This is a genomic window from Pseudomonas sp. ASL3, from assembly GCF_056680425.1.
This window is the reverse complement of record NZ_CM155281.1, coordinates 3004516-3022328: the sequence shown is the minus strand read 5'-3', so window position 1 is coordinate 3022328 and position 17813 is coordinate 3004516. Positions and strand designations below refer to the sequence as shown.

Annotated in this window: 15 protein-coding genes and 1 pseudogene; 14 read left to right on the top strand and 2 right to left on the bottom strand. The window is 60.6% G+C overall.

The window, feature by feature from the left end; all coding sequences use genetic code 11:
* Window positions 1-175 precede the first annotated feature (175 nt).
* From AC1MEE_RS13845 to AC1MEE_RS13790, 12 genes are all read left to right on the top strand, one after another.
* The gene (locus tag AC1MEE_RS13845; RefSeq protein WP_480415886.1) at window positions 176-628 is read left to right on the top strand and encodes a carboxymuconolactone decarboxylase family protein; all 453 of its coding nucleotides are present in this window, start codon (window positions 176-178) and stop codon (window positions 626-628) included.
* Between the two features lie 11 nt (window positions 629-639).
* The gene (locus AC1MEE_RS13840) at window positions 640-1479 is read left to right on the top strand and encodes a 2-keto-4-pentenoate hydratase (protein ID WP_480415885.1); all 840 of its coding nucleotides are present in this window, start codon (window positions 640-642) and stop codon (window positions 1477-1479) included.
* Window positions 1476-2243, top strand: a complete 768-nt coding sequence (locus tag AC1MEE_RS13835) for a 2-keto-4-pentenoate hydratase (RefSeq protein WP_480415884.1) — start codon at window positions 1476-1478, stop codon at window positions 2241-2243. The genes AC1MEE_RS13840 and AC1MEE_RS13835 overlap by 4 nt, the downstream gene beginning before the upstream one ends.
* A 4-nt stretch (window positions 2244-2247) precedes the next feature.
* Window positions 2248-2448: a 2-hydroxymuconate tautomerase family protein gene (locus tag AC1MEE_RS13830; RefSeq protein WP_019362586.1), complete on the top strand. Its 201-nt coding sequence runs from the start codon at window positions 2248-2250 to the stop codon at window positions 2446-2448.
* Between the two features lie 47 nt (window positions 2449-2495).
* Window positions 2496-3437: an acetaldehyde dehydrogenase (acetylating) gene (locus AC1MEE_RS13825; RefSeq protein WP_480415883.1), complete on the top strand. Its 942-nt coding sequence runs from the start codon at window positions 2496-2498 to the stop codon at window positions 3435-3437.
* Window positions 3438-3440: 3 nt separating this feature from the next.
* A complete protein-coding gene (gene dmpG, locus AC1MEE_RS13820) occupies window positions 3441-4454 on the top strand; it encodes a 4-hydroxy-2-oxovalerate aldolase (RefSeq protein ID WP_480415882.1) in 1014 nt (337 codons plus the stop codon).
* A gap of 31 nt (window positions 4455-4485) precedes the next feature.
* On the top strand, window positions 4486-5514 hold the full coding sequence (locus tag AC1MEE_RS13815; RefSeq protein ID WP_480415881.1) for a catechol 2,3-dioxygenase: 1029 nt from the start codon (window positions 4486-4488) through the stop codon (window positions 5512-5514).
* A gap of 130 nt (window positions 5515-5644) precedes the next feature.
* Window positions 5645-6355 carry a GntR family transcriptional regulator gene (locus AC1MEE_RS13810; protein WP_480415880.1) on the top strand — a complete coding sequence of 237 codons (711 nt, stop codon included), beginning with the start codon at window positions 5645-5647 and terminating at the stop codon, window positions 6353-6355.
* Window positions 6356-6469: 114 nt separating this feature from the next.
* Window positions 6470-8233, top strand: coding sequence for a TIM barrel protein (locus AC1MEE_RS13805; RefSeq protein ID WP_480415879.1), 1764 nt, complete (start codon window positions 6470-6472; stop codon window positions 8231-8233).
* Window positions 8234-8235: 2 nt separating this feature from the next.
* The gene (locus AC1MEE_RS13800; protein ID WP_480415878.1) at window positions 8236-9120 is read left to right on the top strand and encodes a shikimate dehydrogenase; all 885 of its coding nucleotides are present in this window, start codon (window positions 8236-8238) and stop codon (window positions 9118-9120) included.
* Window positions 9121-9142: 22 nt separating this feature from the next.
* Entirely contained in the window at window positions 9143-10534 is a 1392-nt protein-coding gene (locus AC1MEE_RS13795; RefSeq protein ID WP_480415877.1) for an MFS transporter, read from the top strand.
* Between the two features lie 128 nt (window positions 10535-10662).
* Complete coding sequence (locus tag AC1MEE_RS13790) at window positions 10663-12300, top strand: methyl-accepting chemotaxis protein (protein WP_480415876.1); 1638 nt, start codon at window positions 10663-10665, stop codon at window positions 12298-12300.
* Window positions 12301-12508: 208 nt separating this feature from the next.
* Here the strand turns inward: AC1MEE_RS13790 and AC1MEE_RS13785 are convergent, their stop codons facing one another.
* On the bottom strand, window positions 12509-13540 hold the full coding sequence (locus AC1MEE_RS13785; protein ID WP_480415875.1) for a zinc-dependent alcohol dehydrogenase: 1032 nt from the start codon (window positions 13538-13540) through the stop codon (window positions 12509-12511).
* A gap of 71 nt (window positions 13541-13611) precedes the next feature.
* Window positions 13612-14643, bottom strand: a complete 1032-nt coding sequence (locus AC1MEE_RS13780) for an ABC transporter substrate-binding protein (protein WP_480415874.1) — start codon at window positions 14641-14643, stop codon at window positions 13612-13614.
* A 324-nt stretch (window positions 14644-14967) separates the two neighbouring features.
* Between AC1MEE_RS13780 and AC1MEE_RS13775 the strand changes: the two genes are divergently transcribed.
* Both AC1MEE_RS13775 and AC1MEE_RS13770 read left to right on the top strand, forming a co-directional pair.
* A complete protein-coding gene (locus AC1MEE_RS13775; protein ID WP_480415873.1) occupies window positions 14968-16305 on the top strand; it encodes an NAD(P)/FAD-dependent oxidoreductase in 1338 nt (445 codons plus the stop codon).
* A 29-nt stretch (window positions 16306-16334) separates the two neighbouring features.
* Window positions 16335-17767: pseudogene (locus tag AC1MEE_RS13770) on the top strand (gamma-aminobutyraldehyde dehydrogenase).
* The last annotated feature ends 46 nt before the right edge of the window (window positions 17768-17813 follow it).

Sequence of the window (17813 nt, the reverse complement as noted above, 5' to 3'; positions counted from 1 at the left end):
CGTATAGCCCTTTTAATCTCTGATTTACGCCGTTTTACATGCGATTAAGTCGATTTTGGTTGATTTATTTGCCGTCTCTGCGCGGTTTTTATCTCTTGACTTGGCTTTTAAGGACGATTACTTTTTGAATCAAGTTGCATTTTGCATGCAAAATAAGAGATCCAAGGAGATCGCAATGTCAGCAACGAGGGTCAATCTCGACGCTATTTCCCAGTCCGCCAAACTGGATAGCGCCACCCAGGCAAGTACTCTGGAAACCTACGGAGGGGCCTACCGCGATCTGCTGGGTTACGTCCCGCCCCGCATCCAGTCGCGTTTCGGCATTACCGGCGTGCTCGACCCGGAACTGGTCCAGATGCAAGAAGCCATGCGCAGCCACGCCATGGATACCCCACATCTGGATCCGAAGATGGTGCAGATCATCCTGTTCGGCATGCTGCTGATGGATGGCAACGACGCTGCCGAAACCCATTGCCTGGCCGCTCGCCGTTGTGGCGCCAGCTGGGAAGAGCTGCAGGCAACTATCAGTCTGTGTTTCCTGTTTCGGGGGCTGCCGGCGGCAAACCGGGGGGCCGATTTGCTGGCACGGGTCGCGGCTCGTGAAGAGCCAGTCGTCTACCCAACCTGAGGAGCACCGCGATGAACGATACAAGTTTGCAGTGCGCGGCTGACTGGCTGGACCAGGCTGCCCGGAGCCATGAATGGATTGCGCCTCTGCGCGAGGTCCAGCCTTCATTCGGCATTGATGACGCCTACGCGATTCAGCAGATCAATACCGAACGCCAATTGGCCAAAGGGCGGCGCATTGTTGGTCGCAAGATCGGCCTCACGTCCAAAGCTGTGCAAAAACAGTTGGGTGTCGACCAGCCTGATTTCGGCGCGCTGTTCGATGACATGGGCTACGGCAGCGGTGAAGTGATTGCCTGGCAGTCACTGCATCAACCCAAGGTCGAGGCTGAGATCGCGTTCGTTCTCAAACGTGATCTGGACCTGCCCAATCCGGGCCTGGTCGACGTGCTCAATGCCATTGACTACGCCTTGCCAGCGATAGAAATCGTCGGCAGCCGGATTGCCAACTGGAACATCCGCATCGTTGACACCATCGCCGACAACGCGTCGTCAGGTGCCTATGTGCTGGGCAGCTCACCGCGGGACATCAAGGATCTGGACCTGAGCCTGTGCGGGATGGTCATGGAGCGTAGAGGCGAGCCTGTGTCGGTGGGTGTCGGTCAGGCGTGCCTGGGCAATCCCTTGAACGCCGTGGTCTGGCTGGCCCGCAAAATGGTCGAAGTCGGGCAGCCGCTGCGTGCTGGAGACCTGGTGCTTTCCGGGGCATTGGGGCCGATGGTCGAAGTGCGTCCGGGTGATGTTGTCGAGGCGCGTATCGCTGGCCTTGGTTCGGTTGTCGCTGTCTTCGGTGATGCCGATGCCGCCCCGCAACAGTCGGTCGAAGCAAACAGCAAGAAGGTGCAAGCATGAGCATGATCGCAGAATACGCGGCCCGTCTGGACGAAGCGGCCCGTACCGCCGTCGCCATCAATCAGATCGACCCGGAATCGAAAATGAGCCTGGACGATGCCTACCGCATTCAGGCCGCATCCATAGCTCGTCGTCTGGGTCGCGGTGAACGGCACGTCGGCATGAAGATGGGCTTTACCAGCCGTGCGAAAATGCTGCAGATGGGCATTGATGACCTGATCTGGGGTCGTTTGACCAGCGGCATGCGCGTGGAGGAGGGCAGTACCGTCAAACTCTCCAATTATGTGCATCCACGTGTCGAGCCTGAGATCGCTTTCCTGCTCAAGCGTCCACTGGCAGGCGATGTCACGGCCAGCGAAGCGTTGGCGGCGGTGGAAGCCATCGCTCCGGCGCTGGAAATCATCGATTCGCGCTACCAGAACTTCAAGTTTTCCCTGCCGGATGTGATCGCCGATAACGCCTCTTCCTCGGGTTTTGTCATAGGTGCCTGGAATGCACCAGACAGCGACATCGGCAATCTGGGCATGGTCATGAGCTTCGACGGCAAGGCCCAGCACATGGGCTCCAGCGCTGCGATTCTCGGCAACCCGTTACGCGCTCTGGTCGCCGCTGCGCGTCTGGCCGCTCAGGCGGGCGAGCCCCTGCAGGCCGGTGCCATTGTCATGGCCGGTGCCGCAACACCGGCCGAGTGGCTGGTGCCGGGTACCTATGTGCGGCTCGACGTGCAGCACCTCGGCAGTATCGGTTTTCACGTTCAGGACTAAATCCATGCCTATCGCCATCATCAACATCATCGAAGGCCGCAGTGACGAGAAGAAGCAGGCGTTGATCGTCAGCGTGTCCAGGGCCATTGCCGAAAGTCTGGATGCTCCGCTGGAAAGCATTCGCGTCCTGGTTCAGGAGTATCCGGACAACCTTTGGGCGGCTGGCGGCGAAACCATCCGTGAGCGACGCAGCAAGGCTGTTTAGCCAATCGATCCCGCCCCGGCAACGCACAGCACAAGAAGGACAACAAGATGAGCAAGCCTGTAAAAGTCGCCATCATCGGTTCCGGCAACATCGGTACCGATTTGATGATCAAGATCCTGCGTCACGGCAAGCACCTGGCAATGGGCGCCATGGTCGGTATCGATCCGGCCTCCGACGGCCTGGCTCGCGCCGAGCGCATGGGCGTCGCCACCACTGCCGGGGGCATTGAAGGCCTGTTGGCGATGGAAGGCTTCAAGGACATCAAGATCGTGTTCGACGCCACCTCCGCCAGCGCCCACGCCCACCACAATGCCTTGCTTCAGCCCCATGGCATCAAGGTCATCGACCTGACCCCGGCGGCCATCGGTCCGTATGTGATCCCGGCGATCAATCTTGATTCCGAACTCGATGCCAGTAACCTGAACATGGTCACCTGCGGCGGCCAGGCCACTATCCCGATCGTCGCGGCCGTGTCCCGGGTGGCCAAGGTTCACTACGGAGAAATCGTCGCCTCGATTTCCAGTAAATCGGCAGGTCCTGGTACCCGAGCCAACATCGACGAGTTCACCGAGACGACCACGGCGGCCATCGAGAAACTCGGTGGTGCGACCCGTGGCAAAGCGATCATCGTGCTCAATCCGGCCGAGCCGCCACTGATCATGCGCGACACCGTGTTCGTGCTGTCCGAACTGGCTGACCAGGATGAAATCGAGCGTTCGATCCTCGACATGGTTTCAAGCGTGCAGAGCTATGTGCCGGGCTATCGCTTGAAACAGAAGGTCCAGTTCGAGGTCATTGCGCCTGAAGCGCCGGTCAATGTTCCGGGTCTGGGCTATTTGAGCGGTTTGAAGACGTCGGTGTTCCTTGAAGTCGAAGGCGCGGCGCACTACCTGCCAGCCTACGCTGGCAACCTGGACATCATGACCTCGGCGGCAATGGCCTGTGCCGAACGTATCGCCGCCACTCGCTTGAACTCGGTCGAGGCCTGAAACATGGACATCAAGAAAAAGCTGTATATCTCCGACGTGACCCTGCGCGACGGAAGCCATGCCATCCGTCATCAGTACTCGATCAAGAATGTCCAGGACATCGCCCGTGCACTGGACAAGGCGAAAGTCGACGCCATCGAAGTGGCCCACGGCGACGGCCTGCAAGGTTCGAGCTTCAACTATGGCTTCGCGGCCCATTCGGACCTGGAATATATCGAAGCCGTGGCGGACGTCATCAGCCACGCCAAAATCACCACCTTGCTGCTACCCGGTATCGGTACGGTCCATGACCTCAAGGCTGCCTACAATGCCGGCGCCCGTGTGGTCCGCATTGCCACTCACTGCACCGAAGCGGACGTGTCGCGCCAGCACATCGAATACGCTCGCGAGCTGGGCATGGATACCGTCGGCTTCCTGATGATGAGCCACATGCTCGCCCCGGAAGAACTGGCCAGGCAGGCCCAACTGATGGAAAGCTACGGCGCGACCTGCGTGTATATGGCCGACTCCGGCGGCGCGATGAACATGCAGGACATTCGCGAGCGCTTCCGTGCTTTCAAGGCGGTGCTCAAGCCTGAAACCGAAACCGGCATGCACGCCCACCACAACCTGTCACTGGGTGTGGCCAACTCGATCACGGCGGTGGAAGAAGGTTGCGACCGCATTGATGCCAGCCTCGCGGGCATGGGCGCCGGCGCGGGCAATGCGCCACTGGAAGTGTTTATCGCCGCCGCCGAACGTCTCGGCTGGAATCACGGCACTGACCTGTACACCCTGATGGACGCGGCCGATGACATTGTCCGCCCCTTGCAGGATCGTCCAGTGCGGGTTGATCGCGAGAGTCTGGCGCTGGGTTATGCGGGGGTCTATTCGAGCTTCCTGCGTCACGCTGAAGTTGCTGCGGCCAAGTATGGATTGAAGACCGTCGATATCCTCGTTGAATTGGGCAAGCGCCGCATGGTCGGGGGCCAGGAAGACATGATCGTCGACGTGGCTCTGGACCTGCTTCGTCGTTGAACCCTGAACAACAAAAACAAGAGCTGAACTCATGAACAAAACCAGCAAGTTTCACCCAGAACCGCTGTATGACGTCTCGAACCTCGGCCATGTGGAACTCAACACCCCTGACCTGGACGCCAGCGTGCGTTTCTTCACCGAAGTCTACGGCCTGGATCTGGTCACTACCCAAGGCGACTCGGCTTACCTGCGCGCCTGGGGCGACCACGACCTGAGTTCATTGAAACTGACCGCTGCCAAGCAGGCAGGCGCCGCCCACATTGGCTGGCGAGTCATGAGTCCTCAGGCACTGGAGCGTCGAGTTACCGCGCTCAAGGCCTATGGCGTCGAAGGCCGATGGATCGATGGTGATGTGGGCCACGGCGCGGCCTACAGCTTCATTGCACCGAGCGGGCACCGTATGGAGGTCTACTACGAGGCCGAAAAATACGTGCCCACGGCGGACAAGAAACCGTACCTGCCCAACCAGCCGCAAAAATTCAGCGGACGTGGCGTCGCGGCCGCGCGCATTGATCACATCAACATCCTGACCCAGGACGTGGTCAAGACCCGTGAATTCGCCGATCAGACCATGGGCTTCAAACTGCGCGAGCATCTGATCCCGGGCGGTCAGGGCGAAGAGGTTGGCGCCTGGATGAGTCTGATGAACAAGGCTCATGACCTGGCCATCACCAAGGAGCCAAGTCCGACAGCCAACGGTCGACTGCATCACCTGGCCTATGCGGTGGAAAACCGTGAAGACGTGTTGCGCGCTGCCGATATCTTCATGGAAAACGATGTATTCATCGAATTCGGTCCGGCCAAGCATTCACGTACTCAGGGTTTCTTTCTGTACGTGTACGAACCGGGCGGCAACCGCATCGAAGTGTTCTCCGGCGGCATTCATATCTTTGTTCCGGACTGGGAACCCGTGCAGTGGGGCACGGAAGTAAAAGGCCGCTCAACGGCGTGGGGCCTGGGCGTGCCGGAAAGTTTCCACAAGTACGCTACACCGGATGTGCAGGTGCCCGAGCCTACGGCGGTCGCCAAGGCTGCTGCATTGGCCGCGTTGAGCGAATGATGCTCCGTGGCTTGTCGGCGTGTAGCTGACAGGTCGCCGGACATCGCGGATGATAGGGCGTGTCGAGACGGTAGTGTTTGCCGTCTCTCGAGTGATCAGGTCAGAGGCCTTTGCAGTGAACGAGATGTTGATGGACGAGAACCTGTCCGCGCAGGAAGACAGCACTACCACCCATGCCACCTCCCTGGTGAAGCGTCTGCGTATGGCGATCATGACCGGCGAGTTGGCACCGGGTAGCAAGTTGCGTCTGGAAGCGTTGCGCGAAAAACTGGGTCTGACCATCAGCCGCAGTCCATTGCGCGAGGCACTTTCCCGGCTTGGCGCCGAAGGCCTGGTGTTGATCGAGGACAAAAGGGGATACCGCGTTATTCCAGTGTCCGAGAAAAATCTTCAGGAAATCGCCAAACTGCGGGTCCACTCCGAGGGACTGGCGCTACGCGAATCCATCACCAAAGGCGATCAGGCCTGGGCTGATTCGGTCCGGGCCGCCGAGGAAAAGCTTCGCAGCATCAAGCGCACGGACAACATGAGCGCGACGCAGCAGGAGCAATGGGAGCAGACTCACCGTGACTTTCACCTGAAGTTGCTGGAAGCCTGCGACATGCCGCTATTGCTCAATCACTGCAATACCCTGCATGACTTGAATGACCGCTACCGCCGACTGTTCCTGGCGAAGAACCCGTTTGACCGGGACGTGAATTCCGAGCATGGCGCGATTGTCGCGGCCACCCTGGAACGCAATGCCGACCTGGCGTGCGCGCTGCTTGCTCAGCATATCCAGCGCACCACGCACAACATCTGTATCAGTCTTCGCCGACAAGAAACCGGCTCCGATGCTTGATTGACGGCTGATGCCGGCACCTTTGCGGGGCCAGGCGTGCACATCACAACAACAATAATCCCCTGCGGCAGATAGCGGGCTCGGTGCCCGGCTGCCTGCGAAAAGGAGCAACTCATGCGCCATTCCATAGCGACCATGGCCCTGTCGGGCACCTTGCCGGAGAAGCTTGCTGCTGCGGCTCAGGCGGGCTTCGATGCGGTCGAGATTTTCGAAAACGATCTGCTGGCCTGCCGCCTGACTCCCCGAGAAATACGCCACATGGCCGCAGACCTTGATCTGGGTCTGGATATCTATCAACCGCTGCGTGATTTCGAGGGTGTGGACCCTGCGCAGTTCCAGCGCAATCTGCAGCGCGCCGAACGCAAGTTCGATCTCATGCAAGAGCTGGGGATCGGGCTGCTGCTGGTCTGTTCCAACGCTCAGCCGACGGCGCTGGGCGACCCGGACTTGATTGCTGGCCAGCTCAACGAACTGGCGAGCCGCGCCGCCAAGCGCAACCTGCGGGTGGGGTTTGAAGCCTTGTCCTGGGGCACCCATACGAGCCGTTTCGCTCAGGCCTATGCCGCAGTTGAACGCGCCCATCATCAAAACCTCGGGCTGGTGCTGGACAGTTATCACACGCTGGCGCTGCGGGACGATTTCAGTGCGATCAAGGATCTGCCGGGAGAGAAGATCTTCTTCCTGCAACTGTCCGATGCCCCTTGGGATATCACTCAACCTCCGCTGCACACGCGTCCCCTGCGCAGTTTTCCGGGACTGGGCCAGTTCGACATGGTGGGTTTCGTCGATGCCGTGCTGCAAACGGGTTATGACGGGCCGTTGTCGCTGGAGATCTTCAGCGACGAGTACCGCGCAACGCCGGCGCAACTGACGGCCAATGCCGGTCGTGCCTCGTTGATCTGGCTGGAAGAGCAATTGAGTCAACGCGCAGGTTGTGAGGCTGGGCAACAACTGGCGGTCCCACCAGCGGTTTCGCCGCATGCCCGCTGCAGCTATCTGGAGCTGACCACTGATGCAGCGAGCCGGAGCCTGCTGGACAAGCAACTGAGCGCGCTGGGGCTGACGTCGGTCGATGCGCCACTGACCGTCAAGTTGCTCCCGAGCATGGCCCCGGGCGTCAATGTTCAAGGGGTTGGGGTGAGCGTTGCTGATCCCCAGACAGCACAGCAACGAAGCGAGGCCTTCGGCTATCCAGTCGGTGCTGGCGAACACGCCGGAACCACAGCGCTCGATGGCAGCGTTTTACGCTTCATGCCGCAGCGCGATCAAGACACGCCGGAGGTTCACGGCACTCGACTGGAAACCATTATCCGCGCAGTACCCTTGGGTATGCTCGACAGTTGGGCCACGTTCTATCACCTGACCCTTGGGCTCAAGCCCGTGTCGTCACTGCTCAAGCACGATCCTTATGGCGTGGTACGCGGGCGCCTGCTGCAAGGCAATGAGTTGGCTATCGAGCTGGAAACCTCAACCCATGAGCGGACTCTGGCCGCTCAAGCCAGTGCCGAACAGCGCATCAGCCGATTGGTATTTGCCGTCCCGGATCTGGCGGCTTGCCTGCACACACTGCTGGCGCAGTGCATCGATACGCTGCCGGTGCCGGCCAATTACTACGACGATCTGGCCGCACGCTTTCCTCTGGAGCAGGGGGAAGTGGATGAGCTGCGCCGATTGAACATGCTTTATGACCGTCAGCCTCAAGGTGAATACCGCCGCGCTTGTCTGCCACCTTTTACCAGCGGTCTGTGCTTCGAACTGATCGAGCGTCGAGGCGGCTATGCCGGAACCGATATGGCCAACGCTTATGTATTGAACGCCGCCTTGAACGACTGGAAAAACACTGCCTCATCCACCACCGCTGATTCGCAAGGACAATAACAATGACCACTTCCTCGTCAGTTCAACATCCTGTCGCGCCGAACGTGTTGATCGGCCTGATCGGTGCCGGGCTCCAGTCATCCATGAGCCCGGCTCTGCACATGCGGGAGGGCACGGCACAGCATCTGGTTTACCTGTACAAATTGATTGATCTCGACCAGATGGGCCTTGACGCCAATGCGTTGCCCGCGTTGATGAATTCCGCCAGGCAAATGGGCTACAACGGCCTGAACATTACCTTCCCTTGCAAGCAGAGCGTATTGCCGTTACTCGACGAATTATCCGATGAGGCCAGTAGCATCGGCGCGGTAAACACAGTGGTGATCAAAGACGGGCGAACCATTGGTTACAACACCGATTGCCTGGGCTTTGCCGAAGGTTTCAAGCGAGGCTTGTCAGATGCCCGACGTGAGCGGGTAGTACAAATGGGCGCTGGCGGCGCTGGTTCGGCGGTGGCCTACGCTTTACTGCAGCAGGGCGTGCAGCAATTGAGCATTTTCGATATCGAGGCAGAGCGGGGGATGGCGCTGGTCAACAACCTCAACGCGCGTTTCGGCAATGGCCGCGCCGTGTTGGGTAGCGATCTGGAGAGTGCCTTGAGTTCTGCCGATGGCTTGGTCAACACCACGCCTGTGGGTATGGCGAAGCTCCCGGGTATGCCGGTTCCAGCGGAGCTCTTGCGTGCCGATCTATGGGTGGCCGACGTGGTGTATTTCCCTATCGAAACCCAGTTGTTGCGCAGTGCACGAGCATTGGGTTGTCGCACATTGGGCGGCGGAACGATGAACGTGTTCCAGGCAGCGAAATGCTTTGAGCTATTTACTGGCATCACTCCTGATGCTGCTCGTATGGAGCAGCACTTTCTCGATACGGTAGGTCAACTCTAAACGCCGGCCAGGAACCACGCCTATGTCTCAACGCCGCTCAACCTTGATTGCCCTGCTGGTGGCTGTCACTTTCTTCATGGAAAACCTCGACGCCACGGTGATTGCCACGGCGTTACCTGACATGGCCCGCACTTTTGGTGTGGCGGCGGTGGATCTGAACATCGGCATGAGCGCCTACATGCTGGCAATAGCGGTGTTCATTCCTATCAGCGGGTGGTTGGCTGATCGCTTCGGTTCGCGCCTGGTGTTCGGCTCGGCGATTGTGCTGTTCAGCGTGTCTTCGTTGTTGTGCGGGTTGAGCGACAGCCTGGAGACCTTTGTCGCTGCCCGTGTGCTGCAAGGCATCAGCGGCGCGATGATGGTGCCGGTCGGAAGGCTGGCGGTGTTGCGGGCGACGGAGAAGAAGGATCTGGTACGGGCGATTTCCTTCATCACCTGGCCCGGGCTGGTGGCGCCGATTCTAGGGCCGCCGCTCGGTGGGTTCATTGTCACCCATGCCTCCTGGCCGTGGATTTTCTATCTCAATTTGCCTCTTGGGCTGGTGGCGCTGATCGCGAACCTGATCCTGATTCCCAAACGTAATGAGGTCGGTACCAGAGCCTTCGATCTCGGTGGATTTGTGCTGGTGGGTGGTGCCTGCGCTGCGTTGTTGTACGGCGTCGAGATGCTGGGGCAAAGTCGCGCCAATCTGTGGCCGGGACTAACGCTTGCCATTGTCGGGACGATTCTTGCGGTTCTGGCGTGGGCGCATATGCGTCGGCGCGTCGATCCTTTGCTGGCCTTGGGGGTGATGGGTGTTCGCACGTTCAGTGTCAGCCTGTTTGGCGGCTCGCTGTTTCGCATCGCCATCAGCACGTTGCCGTTCCTTCTGCCGCTGATGTTCCAGCTGGGCTTCGGCCTGTCGGCATTCGATGCCGGGTTGCTGGTGCTGGCAGTGTTCGCGGGCAATCTGTCAATGAAACCCTTCACCAGCGCGGTAATGCAACGCTGGGGATTTCGCCCGGTGTTGCTGGTTAACGGCATTCTCGGCGTGTTGGCAATCGCCGCCTGCGCGCTGCTCGAACCACGCATGGGGTGGCCGTTGATTCTGTTCATCCTGTTCGTCGGCGGTCTATCTCGATCCATGCAGTTCACCGCCTTCAATACCCTGGGTTTCGCCGACGTACCCCAGGAACAAATGAGCGACGCCTCGACCCTGTTCAGCATGTTCTTCCAGCTCAGCATGGGGTTGGGTGTGGCCGTTGGCGCGTTACTGCTGCGTCTTGCAATGAACGTTCACGGCAACACCGAACAAGCGCTGACCGCTGACTTTCAGCTGACGTTCCTTTGGGTCGCAGTGATTGCGGGCGTTGCGTTGCTGGACAACCTGCGTTTGCTGCCGCAGGCCGGGGAGGCGGTGCTGCAGCGAAAGTAAATGTTGTCTGGGTCCTTGAAATGCTACTGACAAATAACCGAGAACGCTTGTCCCTGAAAGGGGGCCGTTCAAGTTTTTAATGACCCCCGGCCTGTTCACGTTGCTATCAGCTCGCAGGAGAGCGCTTTATGTTCACCCATATGAAAGTCCGTACCGGGATGCTTGGCGTACTGGTCGCGTTTGTCATCAGCTTGTTGATTGCCAGTCTGAACGGTTGGTACAGCGCCAGGGTCAGTGACAGTCAGATCAAGGCACTGAACCTGCTGACCGCGGTGCAACTGGACAAGCTCAACAATGCGGCGATCTGGACTGTTCGTGCCAGTGCCACCAGCCACAGCGCGATGCTCGACAGACTTTCGGGCAAAGCCGAGTCTGCCGATCAGGGCATACTGGCGGCCAAGGAGCGCTTGGCCAATGGTCAGAAGCTGGTCGATGAAATCCTGCCGACGGTCCAGAATGCGCAACTGCGTACGGCGGCTCAAGAACTGCAAACAGCCTTTGCTGCTTACGGCCGGGCCGTTCTCCGGCAGATCGACAGTACCCGTGCGGGGGATCTGAGCGAGTATGTCCGGATCAACGATGAGGCGAAGTCCACCAGCCTGACCTATGCCAAGGCGCGTGAGACGTTTACCAACCTGATTACCCGTTACGCACAAGCCACCATGGTCGAATCGGAGCAGCGACTCTATTACGCGCAGGCCAGCGCGGTGGCGCTGATTGCACTTACGGTGCTGCTTGCAGCGGGCTGTTGGTGGTTCATCGCCCGTCGCGTCCTGGCACCCCTGCGTGAGGCGGGTAAGCACTTCGATGTCATGGCCAGTGGAGACCTCAGCCGGTCTATTCAGGTCAGCAGCCGTAACGAGATCGGGCAATTATTCAGTTCACTGGCGCATATGCAGCAAAGCCAGTGCGATACGCTGGCACACCTCGGCCGGACGGCTGCGTTGTTGTCCAGCGCTGCGCAGGAGCTCAGTGCAGTCACTCAGGGCAGTACCCACAGCCTGCAGCAGCAAAACGCCGAGTTGGAGCAAGCGGTTACCGCGGTGACGGAAATGACCGTGGCGGTTGAGGAGGTGGCGCGTAACGCAGTTTCAACCTCCGAAGCGGCCAGTGCTTCCAATCGCTTGGCACACGCTAGCCGCGAACAGGTGCGCAAGGTGCTCGATGAAATCGGCGCCATGAGCAGCGATGTGCAAAATACCGGCTCTGTGATCCAACGCCTCGCCGGCCAAGCCGATGATATTGGCAAAGTGCTGGATGTGATCCGCTCGGTTTCCGAACAAACTAACCTGCTTGCACTTAATGCGGCCATTGAAGCAGCGCGCGCCGGAGAGGCAGGTCGTGGCTTTGCAGTGGTTGCCGATGAGGTGCGAACACTGGCCCATCGTACTCGACAGTCGACGCTGGAAATTGAACGGATGATTGCCAATATCCAGAGCAGCACCGGCATCGCGGTCGATTCGATTCAACTCAACAGCGAACGGGCATTGAGCACTCTTGAGGTGACTCGAACCAGCGGCACTATGCTCGAGGAAATTTTCGCAGCCATCAGTGAAATCGACGAGCGTAATCTGGTGATCGCCAGCGCGGCGGAAGAGCAAGCCCAGGTGGCCCGAGAAGTGGACCGCAATCTGCTCAATATTCGCGAGCTGGCCGATCAATCGGGTCAGGGCGCGGATCAGACTCGAAGGGCCAGTGAAGAACTTACCCGTCTGGCGCGGGAAATGGGTGCATTGGTGGCGCGCTTCAAGGTTCGGGCTGCCTGAGGCCGAGTAGTGGACAGGGTTGATCGCATGAGCCCTTGGACGAACATAGTCGTTGTCGAGTTCGCTGCTTTAAAGCTAAAGCCACTCCCATAGAGAGCGTCGGGCATGAGTGTTGGAAAAGATTTTTACAACAACAGTGCCAAAAAAAGAAGCGCGCAGGGCTCGCCGAACCAAGCAGCGGGGGTTCCGCTTCCTGGTCTGTGCGAGGTCAGGCGATCTTCAGCACCGTGCGCCCGACCAACTGGCCTTTGCGCATGCGCTCGAACACCTGGTTGATGCCATCCAGGGGCTCGGTGACGATCTGCGCCGCGACCTGGCCGCGGGCGGCGAAGGCCACTGCTTCGTTGAGGTCCTGGCGGGTGCCGATATTGGAGCCGGTGATGGTCAACTCCCATCCGCTGATGGCCGAGATCGAGGCGCGAACGGTGTCGGCGTCGCCACCGGGCAAGCCGATGAAGACCGCTGTGCCTCCTGGACGCAGCATGCCCACCGCCTGTTCGAACGCCGCATTGGCCACCGCGGTGACCAGTGCCGCATGCACGCCGCCGAGCTGCTCCTTGATGGCTTGCACCGGTTCTTCGCGGGCGTTGATCAGGCATTCCGCGCCAAGGCTGCGGGCCAGTTCGAGCTTGTCCTGGGAAACATCAACCGCCACCACGCGAAAACCCATGGCCCGGGCGTATTGCACCGCGACATGGCCGAGGCCGCCGATACCCAGCACCGCGACCCACTGGCCCGGGCGCGCCCGCGAGCGCATCAGACCGCGGTAGGTGGTGACGCCGGCGCAGAGTATCGGGGCCAGGGCATAGAGGTCGGCACCCGCTGGAATCCGCGCGACAAAGCCGGCCGGGGCGACCATGTATTCGGCATAGCCACCGGGTTTGCTGTAGCCGGTGGATTCGCGGTTGGCGCATATGGTTTCCATGCCGCCCAGACAGTATTCGCAGGTGCCGCAGGCGCTGTACATCCAAGGCACTCCGACCGCTTCGCCGATCGCCGGCTCCTGCACGCCTTCGCCCAGCGCCACTACATGGCCGGTGATTTCATGACCGGGAATCAGCGGCAGCAATGGCAACGCCGACCAATCGCCGTCGATGGCGTGCAAGTCGCTGTGACACACCCCGCAGGCGACGACCTTGATCAGCACTTCGCCGCGCCCAGGCACTGGAATCGGCACCTGTTCGATACTCAATGGTTCGCCGACGCGGTGCAGTACGGCGGCCTTCATGGTGTTGCTCATGGTCTTCCCCTTGTGTGCGAAAGGCAGCCTGCCTGAGGCTGCCGGGCCATTCGATACGGTGCTTGAGGTGTTTACTGGACGACGAACAGCGCGAAGCGTTTCTGCATGGCTTCCTGGTTTTCGACCCACCACTCGGGGTTTACCATCACCACGTGCGAAGCGTTCTGCGGCGAGGTCGGCAGGCGCTTGGAGAGTTCTTCGCTGATCAGCCCGGTCTTGTAGGCGTGGCTGTTGACCGGCGCGTAAGGAATAAAGGTCGCCAGCATGGCCTGGCTTTTCGCGCTCATGATCTGGTTGATCACCTGCATGGCCAGGGCCTTGTTCGGTGCGCCCTTGGGCACGATCAGGCAGTCGTGGCTGAGCAGGGCGCCGTCGAAGCTGTAGTCGACGTTGGCATCGTCATGCTTGACGTCGTTGACCCGGCCATTCCAGATCGCCAGGAAATCCACCTCGCGGCTGCGCAGTAATTGCGCGGAGTCGGCGCCGGCGCTCCACCAGTTGCTGACCTGGGGCTTGATCCGCTCCAGGGCGCGGAACGCCCGCTCGACGTCCAGCGGGTAGAGTTTGTCCGGGGCCACGCCGTCGCCTAGCAGTGCGGCTTCCATGGTCAGCCAGGGTTGCCGGTACAAGGCCCGGGCGCCCTTGACCGAAGGATCGAAGAACTGGCCCCAGTTTTGTGCCACCGGCTTGCCGGTGTCCTTGGCCCAGGCCACCACGGTGGCGTAGGCGTGGGTGCCGATCCAGTGCTTACCGATGACGTTTTTGTCCACGCCATCGGTCTTGATTACGCTGTAGTCCAGGGGTTCGGAGAGGCCTTCGCGCTGGGCCTGGGCACATTCCATGCTGCCGAGTTCGACGATGTCCCACTTGGGTTTGCCTGACAGCACTTGGGCACGCACCGCGGCCAGGCCATCCATGCTGTCTTCCTTGATGGTGATTCCGAGTGCCTGCGCGGCCGGCTCCAGGTAGGCCTTGCGCTCGGCATCCTGCAAGGCGCCGCCCCAGCCGGAGAAGGTCAGGGTCGCGGCGCCGGCGCTCAAGTGGGCACTTAACAGCAGGCAGCCGGCGATGCAGGCGGGGAGGGAGCGGGGGGACAGTTTCATATCGATTTTCCTTTGAAGTTCGTTTCGGGCAGCCGTCAGCCCAGGTGCAAGGGGTGGTTGGCAGGCTGTCGCAAGGTTGGCGAAACGTGGATTTATTGTTTTCAGGCGTCATCGAGGTCGCTGATTCGCTTTTAAATATCGCATTGCGATAATTAAAAATCGAATAATGTCAAGTCTTATGGTTATTTTCTTGGGTGTCAATACGATTTTCGAATTCAGTTATGGAGAATATTATTGCAAATAATCGTTGACCGATATCGACACTCGCTCGTAGTCTGGTAAAAACCGATTAGTTGATATCGCACAGCGATAACGTGAGGCCAGATGTACGATCCTTTGGTGCATTCCAATCCCGGCACGGGCAAAGTCCACACACCGTCCTATTGGGTCGATACCGCCGGTGAGGCGCCGGTCGATGACGGTCCGGTCAGCGGCCCCCTGGAAGTCGAAGTGGCGGTGATCGGCGCCGGCTACACGGGCCTCAGCTGTGCCCTGCATCTGGCCCGGGATCACCAGGCCCAGGTGCTGGTGCTGGAAGCCAACACCAGCGCCTGGGGCTGCAGCGGTCGTAACGGCAGCTTTGCGCGGATTTCCGGTGGCCGGGTGCCGCTGGCCGAGTTGATCGCCCGTCATGGCAAGGACACCGCCAAGGCTTACTTCGGCGAGATGCAAGCGGCCCTCGGGACGGTCAAGACCCTGATCACCGAAGGCGGTATCCAGTGCGATGCCCAGCCCGACGGTGTGTACAAGGTCGCGACCAAGGCCCAGCACACCGAGGCACTCAAGCGCGAAGCCGGTTTGTACAACGAGGTGTTGGGTTACCCGGCGCATTTTGTCGGCGCCGAGCAGTTGCAGAGCGCCCATGCCGGGGCGGAATCCTTCGGCGCCTTGCGCATGCCCGACGGCTTTGCCATGCACCCGCTGAAGTTGGCCTGGGGCGTGCAGCGCATGGCCCGGGCGGCCGGGGTCAAGGTCCATGTGGCCTCGCCGGTGACCGGCTGGACCAGCGATGCCAAGGGCCATCTATTGGTGACCCCGGGTGGCGTGGTGCGGGCCCGCAGCGTGGTGGTGGCGACCAATGGCTACACCTCGCCGGACCTGCATCCGCAACTGGCCGGCCGGGTGTTGCCGGTGCATTCGCAGATTATCGTCACCGCGCCGTTGTCGGCCGAGCAAGTGCGCAACAGCCTGCCGTCCAGCGATTGCATGTTCGATACGCGCAACCTGTTGTTCTACTACCGCCGCCTGCCGGACAACCGCCTGCTGTTCGGCGGTCGCAGCGCGGTGACCGGGCGCGAGGCGGAGAACCCGGTGCATCGGCAGTATCTCCTCGACTCTCTGCGGCGCAAGTTTCCGGTGTTGAGCCAGGTGCCGGCCGACTATGGCTGGGGCGGCTGGGTCGCGGTCAGCCAGAACTCGCTGCCTTATATCTACCAGGTGCCGGACTTGCACAACGTGTTCAGCGCCGGTGGCTATGCCGGCAGCGGGGTGTCGTTCTCGCTGCATGCCGGCAAGCGCTTGGCGGACATGGTCATGGGCGTCGGCAAACCCAGTGCTGCGAGCTTTCTGCATCAGCAACCCCAGCGTTTTCCCTTCCAGCCGTTCCTGCGCCTGGGCCAACGCCTGGCCTACAGCTGGTATCGCTTTCAAGACGCCCGCTGAGGCGGGTCATTTTTCTGGAGCTAGTCATGATCTACAGCAAATTTCTTATCGACGGTCAGTTGGTCAAAGGCCTGGGAGCCGAGGACTTGATCATCGCCCCGGCTGATGAGCGCCAGTTGGCGGTGATCGCCGAAGCCACGCCGGCGCAGTTGGACCAGGCGGTGGACGCCGCCGAGCGCGCATTCCCCGGCTGGGCCGCGACGCCACCGCGCCAGCGCGCCTCGTTACTGCTGAAACTGGCCGACGCCATCGAACGGGATGCCGAGGCCCTGGGGGCGCTGGAAAGCCAGAACTGCGGCAAGCCCCTGCAAAAAGCCATTGGCGACGAAGTGCCAATGGTGGTCGATGTGTTCCGCTTCTTCGCCGGGGCCAGCCGCTGCCTGTCGGGCAGTGCTGCCGGTGAGTATGTGGCCGGTCGTACCAGCATGATCCGCCGTGACCCTTTGGGCGTGGTGGGGTTGATCGCGCCCTGGAACTACCCGCTGCTGATGGCCGCCTGGAAGCTCGCGCCGGCCCTGGCCGCCGGCAATACCGTGGTGTTCAAACCCTCCGAGCTGACGCCCCTGAGCGCCCTGTACCTGGCCAAACTGTGCGCCGATATCTTCCCGCGCGGAGTGGTCAATATTCTCTCCGGGCGCGGTGCGACCCTGGGTGAGCAGCTCTCCAGCCATCCGAAAATCCGCATGGTTTCGGTCACCGGCGATATCGCCACCGGGCAAGCGGTGGTGCGGGCGGCCGCCAGCAACCTCAAGCGCACCCACCTGGAACTGGGTGGCAAGGCGCCGGTGCTGGTGTTCGCCGATGCCGATATCGACGCCGCGGTGAACATGCTGCGCACCGGCGGTTACTACAACGCCGGCCAGGACTGCACCGCCGCCTGCCGGGTGTGTATGTGGCCGATGAAATTCACGACCGCTTTATCGAAGCCCTGAGCGCCAATGTGGCGACCCTCAAGACTGGCGTCCCCACCGATCCGGCCAGCGATTTCGGGCCCTTGATCAGCCGTCGCCAGCAACAGCGGGTCGCTGGCTTTGTCGACCGCGCACGCGGCCTGGCCCACGCCGAAGTGCTGGTGGGCGGTGCGGTGCTGGAGGCTCCGGGGTTCTTCTATGCGCCGACGGTGATCGCTGGGGTGCGCCAGGAAGACGAAATCGTCCAGAAGGAGGTCTTCGGTCCGGTGGTCAGCGTGACCCGTTTCGACGACGAGGAACAGGTCATGGCCTGGGCCAACCAGAGCGAATACGGTCTATCGGCCTCGGTCTGGACCCGCGACGTGAAGCGCGCGCTGCGCACCTCCAGCCAATTGCAGTACGGTTGCGTCTGGGTCAACGACCACATGACCCTGGCCACGGAAATGCCCCACGGCGGCCTGCGCCAGTCCGGCTATGGCAAGGACCTCAGCGTCTACGGCCTGGAGGACTACACCTGCGTGCGCCATGTGATGATGAATTTCAATGATTGAGAGACCGCTGCACCCGGCGTTACCACAATAAGAATCAGGATCGAGT